At 70.0% G+C, this 7,392-nt stretch carries 3 protein-coding genes; 1 reads left to right on the top strand and 2 read right to left on the bottom strand.

What is annotated here, in order from left to right; genetic code table 11:
• A partial coding sequence (locus tag ACFOGJ_RS10025; protein WP_379899832.1) for a hypothetical protein occupies positions 1 to 5,149 on the top strand: 5,149 nt, incomplete at its 5' end.
• Between the two features lie 13 nt (positions 5,150 to 5,162).
• Here ACFOGJ_RS10025 and ACFOGJ_RS10030 read toward each other — a convergent pair.
• Together ACFOGJ_RS10030 and ACFOGJ_RS10035 are read right to left on the bottom strand one after the other, a co-directional pair.
• A complete protein-coding gene (locus ACFOGJ_RS10030; RefSeq protein WP_379899834.1) occupies positions 5,163 to 6,140 on the bottom strand; it encodes an NADPH:quinone oxidoreductase family protein in 978 nt (325 codons plus the stop codon).
• The gene (locus tag ACFOGJ_RS10035; RefSeq protein WP_379899836.1) at positions 6,137 to 7,081 is read right to left on the bottom strand and encodes a mechanosensitive ion channel family protein; all 945 of its coding nucleotides are present in this window, start codon (positions 7,079 to 7,081) and stop codon (positions 6,137 to 6,139) included. Before ACFOGJ_RS10035 ends, ACFOGJ_RS10030 begins: the two co-directional genes overlap by 4 nt.
• Between the last annotated feature and the right edge of the window lie 311 nt (positions 7,082 to 7,392).

Raw genomic sequence — 7,392 nt, forward strand, 5'->3', positions numbered from 1 at the left:
TCTGCTGTCGGTGGCCGGCGGCAATGGTGGCCAGGGCGGTGGTGGCGGCGGCACGGACGGATCGCTGGGCGGCAAGGGCGGCAGCATCGTCGACAGCGACGACCGGCCGTCGGTCTCCTTCGTCCACAGCGGCAAGATCTCAACGACCGGCGACGAGGCCCCCGCCGTTACCCTGCAGAGCGTCGGCGGCAATGGCGGCAACGGCAATGGCAGCGCCGATGGCGGGACCGGCGGCAGCGGCGGCCGGGTCAGCGGCAGCAATCATGGCCGGATCACGACACAGGGCAGCTTCGGTTTCGGCATCTTCGCGCAGAGCGTCGGCGGCACCGGCGGCGATGGCGGCGACGCGACATTCGGCGGCGGCGATGGCGGCAATGCGGGTGCCGCCGGCGCGGTCACGATCAGCAACAGCGGCCATGTCGAGACGAAGGGCAAGGGCGCCATCGCGATCGTGGCGCAGAGCGTCGGCGGCGGCAACGCGACCGCGGCGATCAACAATGCCGATTTCCAGCTGACCAGCACCGGTTCCGGCAGCGGCGGTTCGGCGACCGGCTGGCTGAGCTTCGCCAACAAAGGGGGCTCGGGCGGGACCGGCGGCAATGGCGACGCGGTCAATGTCACAAATACCGGCACGCTCATCACCCATGGTGCCGTCGCTGCGGGCATCTGGGCACAGTCCATCGGCGGCGGCGGGGCCGCCGGCGGCAGCGTCACAGAGGACAGTCTGCTGATCAGCATCTCATCCGGCGGCAGCGGCGGGTCCGGCGGCAGTGGCGGCGACGTCAACATCCTGCGCGGCACCACCCTGGGGGCGATCACCACGCATGGGGTCAATTCGCCGGGCATCGTCGCCTACAGCATCGGCGGCGGCGGCGGGTCCGGCGGCGGCGTTGACTCGGAATCCCTGTCGCTGGGCCTGGGCGTCTCGATCGGCATCGGCGGCGATGGCGGCACCGGCAATGTCGGCGGCAAGGTGGTCGTCGACAACGGCTCCGCGATCACCACGTCCGGCATCGATTCCTATGGCATTCAGGCCACCAGCATCGGCAGTGGCGGCGGTGCCGGCGGCCAGGCGACGGCCGGCAGCACGACCCTCGGCAATGCCGACATTCCCAGCGTCTCGATCTCCTCCGCGATCGGCGGCAGCGGTGGGACGGGCGGCCATGGCGGCTTTGTCCGGGTCGACAATTCGGGCGCCATCAAGACCGGCGACGACGGCTCCTATGCGATCTATGCCACCAGCATCGGCGGCGGCGGCGGCCTGGGCGCCAACGCGGCCTCCACGGCGACCGCGGTCGGGACCGGTACCGATATCGGTCTCTCCGCCGGGGTCGGCGGCAAGTCCAGCACGGCCGGCGACGGCCACGAGGTCCATGTCACCAATGGCGGCCACCTGACCACCGCAGGCCGCTATGCCGACGGCCTGCACCTGGCGAGCATCGGTGGCGGCGGCGGCAATGGCGGCACCGGCTCCGGCACCGACGGCAGCGCCACCTTCGCCGACCAGTCGATCGGCCTGGGGCTGTCGATCGGCGGGTCAGGTTCGGCATCAGGCAAGGGTGGCACCGTACTGGCCAGCAACAGCGGCCACATCGTCACCAGCGGCGGCGACGCGCGGGCGATCTTCGCCCAGTCGGTCGGCGGCGGTGGCGGCACCGCTTCCGGGGCCGAAGCGTCTGCGACCGTCTGCAAGACCAACTCCTGCGACCCCACGCCGGGCGGCGATGCCGGGTCTTCGGTCGCCGGCAGCTCCGGCTCGCAGATCAACCTGACGGTCGGTAGCAAGGGCAGCGGCGGCGGCAAGGGCGGCGCGGTCACCGTGACCAACGAGAAATCCGCCACCCTGACCACGTCGGGCGGCGGCGCCCACGGCATCCATGCGCAGTCGATCGGCGGCGGCGGCGGCCATGGCGGCAGCGCCTCGGTGAACCAGACCGACGACGATGACGGGGACTCATCCCTGGTCGGGCAGATCTACGGCCAGATCGTCGACAAGGCGAAGGAGAAGGCGAAGGAAAGCATCCTCGACAAGGTGAAGGGCAAGTTCACCGGCAAGTCCGAAAAGGGCGGCGAGGAAGAAGAGGGCTCCGTCAGCTGGAGCGCCGACATCGCGATCGGCGGGCAGGGCGGGGCCAGCGGCGATGGCGGAACGGTGAAGGCCACCAACGACGGCACCATCGGAACCTCCGGCCATGGCGCCTACGGCATCCTGGTCCAGTCGGTCGGCGGCGGCGGCGGTACCGGCGGCGGCGCGGCTTCCTCCGGATCGGAGGATTTCAACGCCAATGTCGATATCGGCGGCAAGGGCGGCTCCTCCGGCAAGGGCGGCGAGGTCGATGTCACCAATGCCGGCAGCATCGCGACCGGCGGCAAGCTCGCCTACGGCATCTATGCCCAGTCGATCGGCGGCGGCGGCGGCATCGGCGGCGCGACCACCAGCGCGGCTAGCCTGTCCTACGGCGTCGGGGTCACCCTGGGCGGCGATTCCAGCGCCAGCGGCGAGGGCGGCGCGGTCAAGGTCGACAATTCCGGCTCCGTGGTCACGACCGGCAAGGAGGCGCATGCCATCGTCGCCGTCAGCATCGGCGGCGGCGGCGGCAGCCATATCCTGAACCTGGCGACGCAGGAGAGCGGCAGCGGCGGCGGGACCGAGAGCAGCGGCGGCTTCACCAACACCACGACCCTGGCATTCGGCGGCAAGGGCGCGAGCGGCGGCAGCGGCGGCGATGTGACCCTGACCAACCGCGGCACCGCGCATACCAAGGGGGACCTGGCCTTCGGCCTGTTCGCCCAGTCGATCGGCGGCGGCGGCGGCTTCGGCGGCGGCGGCACCGACGCCACGATCGGCACCTTGAACGGCACGATGGGCGGCACGGGCGGCAGCGGCAATCACGGCGGCCAGGTCACCGTGACCCTGGACCATGGCGCAGTCGTCCACACCCAGGGCAGCGGCGCGGTCGGCATCTTCCTGCAGTCGATCGGCGGCGGCGGCGGCTATTCCGGCGGCATGAAGTCGGAGCATGTGCTGAGCTTCGACGACTTCACCAGCGCCGACGGCGGCGGCGGCGATGGCGGCGCGATCGAGGTCCGCATGGGCGCCACCTCCGACAGGGCGACGATCACCACGACGGGAAAGAAGGCGCACGGCATCGTCGCGCAGAGCCTGGGCGGCGGTGGCGGGGCGCTGGGCGATACCGAGGGGCTGATCCTGTCCCGCACCACGGCCGGCAATGGAGTCGCGCGCAGCGGCGCGTCGGGCTCCGGCGGCAAGATCACCATGAACATCGCCGGGAGCATCTCCACCAGCGGCACGGACGCCTGGGCGGTGATCGGCCAGTCAGGCGTGCAGAAGACCGACGGCAGCATCGACCGCGACAAGGGGTCGGGCACGATCGCCGTCACCCTGGACGGCGACGTCACCGGCGGCAGCGGGACCGGCGGCGGCGTCTGGATCGACGGCAATGACAGCGGCAATACCTTGACCTATTCCGGCGGCACCCTCTCGGCGGCGTCGGGCCTGGCCGTGGCGGGGACCGGCGGCCACCTGACCGTCAAGAACAGCGGTACGATCAAGGGCAATATGGAACTCGCCTCCGGCCGCTTCGAGAACCTGAGCGGCGGTCATTTCGAGCCCGGCACCAAGGTCGATCTCGGAAGCACGGCGAACAGCCTGGTCAATGCGGGCACGATGAATGTCGGCGGCGCGAAGACGATCGCGACCACGAAGCTGACGGGGCGCCTGGAGCAACAGGCGGGCGGCATCTGGTATGTCGATGCCGATTTCGCCAGCGGCAGCTCGGACCGCATCGAGGCCACGGGCAGTTCGTCGCTGGCTGGCGAGATCTCGCCCCAGGTCAGCGATCTGCCGTCCAGCTTCGACAAGGCCAGCCTGCCATCCTTCACAATTCTGACCAGCGACGGCGGCCTGACCAGCAGCGGCGCGACGACCTCGACGGTCGGCGCGCTGCGCTACCGGATCGAGCATTCCGGCGGCACGGTCAAAGTCACCCTGGATGATGTCTCCTTCAACGGCGCGCACAGCAAGGCGACCGGCGGCCTCAGCGAGGGCGAGAAGAAGGCCGCCGACCATCTGCAGCATCACTGGGATCGCGGCCAGCTGGGTTCCCTGAAAGACCATTTCGTGCACCTGGCGAACCTGACATCGCCGCATGCATATCGCGAGGCGCTGAAGGACCTGGCGCCCGAATCCCATCACGTGCGCAGCGCCACCGCGCCCCATGCGGCGGCGAAGTTCCACAGGAACCTGCATTCCTGCCCGGTCTTCGTCGGCATGACGGCGCAGCTGAGCGAGGAAAGCTGCACCTATTCCCGTGGCATCTGGAGCAGCCTGCGCCATTCCAGCGACGGCAATGTCACCGGCTACAACCAGCATGCGGCGACCTACCAGCTGGGCGGCCAGAAGCAGGTCGGCACGACGGACTGGTTCATCGGCGGTGCCGGCGCCTATACCGAGGAAAGCGTTGTCGCGCATGACGGCCAGGCCTCCGGTACCGGCGACAGCTATTCGGCGGGCCTGGTGGTCAAGCGACGCATCGGCGAGAGCTGGCTGCTGGCCGGCTCGCTGGGCTACAGCTATGGCGAGATGGACAACCAGCGCCTGGTCTCCAATGCCGGCGTGGCGATGACCGCCAGTTCGGGCCAGAAGACGCACAGCTATTCGGGCCGGCTGCGCGGCGCCTACAATGTCGACATGGGGCAGTGGTATGTACGCCCGGCGCTGAACCTGGACGTCGTCCATGTCCGGGTCCCGGGCTATACGGAGACAGGCGCCGGCGCCCTGAACATGCAGTTCGATAGCGCCAGCGACACCAAGTTCGGCGCCACGCCGGAGGTCGAGGTCGGTGCGCGGGTCGATCTGGGAGATGCGATCCTGCGGCCCTATGCGGGGATCGGCGTGACGGTCTGGAGCGATGCGGAATGGACGCAGAGCGCCCGCCTGGCCGGGGCGCCGGCCGGCAGCGCCGCCATCACGACCTCGTTCGAGGGCGACCGGGTGGTCGGCCGTGGCGATCTGGGCCTCGACCTGGTCCATGGCAGCGGCATGGAGCTGCGGGCGCAGTACGGGGCCGATGTCGGCTCCGACTTCGTCTCCCATACCGGCAGCGTCCGGCTGGGCATCCGGTTCTGAGCGGGCGAGGGGCTCAGTCCGCGATCCGCAGAACCACCTTGCCGACGACCGCCCGGTCCTCCAGCAGCGCTGCCGCGGCCGGCAGCTCGTCAAGCGGCAGTTCGCGGGCGATACGCGGTGCCAGGCGCCCGGCACCGAACAGGTCCGCCAGCGCCCCGACCGTCAGCGCCGCCTTGTCCGGCAGGTCCTGCGCGAACTGGCGGAAGCTGACGCCGACCGCGTCCGCCTGCTTCAGCAGCAGCAGGTTGGCGCGCAGGGCGGGGATATCGCCGGCGGCGAAGCCGACCACCAGCAGCCGGCCATAGCGACCCAGGCTGCGCAGCGCCGGCTCGGTCGCTGCGCCGCCGACGGGGTCGTAGACGATGTCGACCCGGCCGTCGAAGCCTGCCTCGCGCAGTTGCGCCCGCAGGTCGCCGCGGCTGTCCAGCACGTGGGCTGCGCCATGGCCGAGGCAGGCCTGCCGCTTTTCCTCCGATCCCGCGGCGGCGATCACCGTGCAGCCGCGGGCGGCCGCGATTTCCAGCGCCGGCAGGCCGACGCCGCCGGCCGCACCGAGGACCAGCACGCATTCGCCGTCGCGCAGGCGGCCGCGGTCGATCAGGGCATGCCAGGCCGTGCCATAGGCCAGAACGAAGGCGGCGGCCGCGTCGTCGCTCATGCCGTCGGGCACAGGATGGACCAGCCCGGCCGGCACCACAATCTCCTCCGCGAAGCAGCCCTGGCCGGCATAGGTCATGACACGCTGGCCAGGGGCAAAGCGGTCCACATCGTCGGCAGCCTCCACGACTTCCCCCATGCCCTCCAGGCCCGGCACGAAGGGCAGGTCCGGGCGTACCTGATAGCGGCCGGCCGGCATCAGCAGGTCGGGAAAGTTGAGCGCCGCGGCGCGCAGCCGGATCCGCACCGTGCCTGGCCGCAGGGCGGGGGATGCCACCTCCTCCAGGCGCATCGCGGCGATCCCCTCCAGGCTGCGGCAGAGCCATGCTTTCATGCGCCGGCTTCCTCCTCGATCAGGGCAGCCGCACGCGCTGCCTGCTTTGCGGCCGCCGCCTCCTGCCGCAACCGGTGGGCGGCCTGCAGCGCCTCGGCGGCGATCTCCCGCTGGATTTCGGCTGCGGCCTTGATCGGGCAGAACAGGGTGATGGTGAAGCTGAGGCCGCCGATCGCCGTTGTGCCGGGGGTGACCCGTGGCGCGATGCCCGGCAGGTCGAGGCCGGAGCGGCTGGCCACCAGCGCATGGTAGCGCTGCGCCACGTCGCCGAGCGCGGCGGTCTGGCGCTCCGCGGCCGCCTGGATCGCTGCCGTCATGGCCGCGGGATCCAGTGCGGTGTCGAAGTCCATCTCGAAGCGGTGGAAGACATAGCGCCGGATCAGCCCATAGTTCACCAGCTGCTTGGACAAGAGGATGCTGTTGGGCAGCACCAGGCGCCGGCCGGTCAGCTGGTAGGGTTCGCTGGCCCCTTGCGGATGCACCTCCATGATCGCGGTGGACATAAGGTTGTGCTCGACGACCTCGCCGCAGACGCCGTCGATCTCGATCAGGTCGCCGACGCTGAAGGCCGTGGTCGTCGCCCGCAGGACCGACCCGGAGAGGCAGAGGATCAGCTCCTTCGTGGCGATGATGATCGCCAGCGCGAAGGCGGTCAGCGACAGGGCGAAGGTCTCCAGCTGCGGGAACCAGACCAGCGCCAGCGAGATCGCCAGGATCAGGAAGCTGAAGTTGCGGATATGCGAGGTCCAGCGCCGCTTGTTCTCGGCGGCCAGTTCCTCGTTCCGGTTCATCGCGCGCACGGCGAGCCAGCGCACCAGGAAGACGGCGGCAATGATGGCGATGGTGGAGAAGAACTGCGCCTCGCGCAGTAGATCCACCACATGGGCCCAATGCTCGTAGCTCAAGGACTGGAACAGGGTCTGAAACGGGTCGGATTCCATGCGGTCCGTTCGGCGGCTCCGGGTCGTACAGCGGCACGCGGCGGCGGCAAGGTCACTTGTTCCTGTCGCGGTCGCCCTGATACTTAGGCGATCGTCACCGCATCCGAAAGCGCGGCCATATCGACAGCCTGCAGGGAATGCGGCCATTATGGCGCCAGTTCCGAGGGCGGCGGCAGAACCGGCCGCGGACCCGAGGCGATGCAGTGGCATCAGTATCTGATGGGAAGGCTAGGGAGGCCTTGGTATGAAGAACTGGACATCCGTCGGACGGACCCTGGTGGGTGCGGCGGCAGCCGCGGCGCTGCTGGCGC

It is taken from the genome of Marinibaculum pumilum, from assembly GCF_042646425.1.
GTDB lineage: Bacteria > Pseudomonadota > Alphaproteobacteria > Ferrovibrionales > Ferrovibrionaceae > Marinibaculum > Marinibaculum pumilum.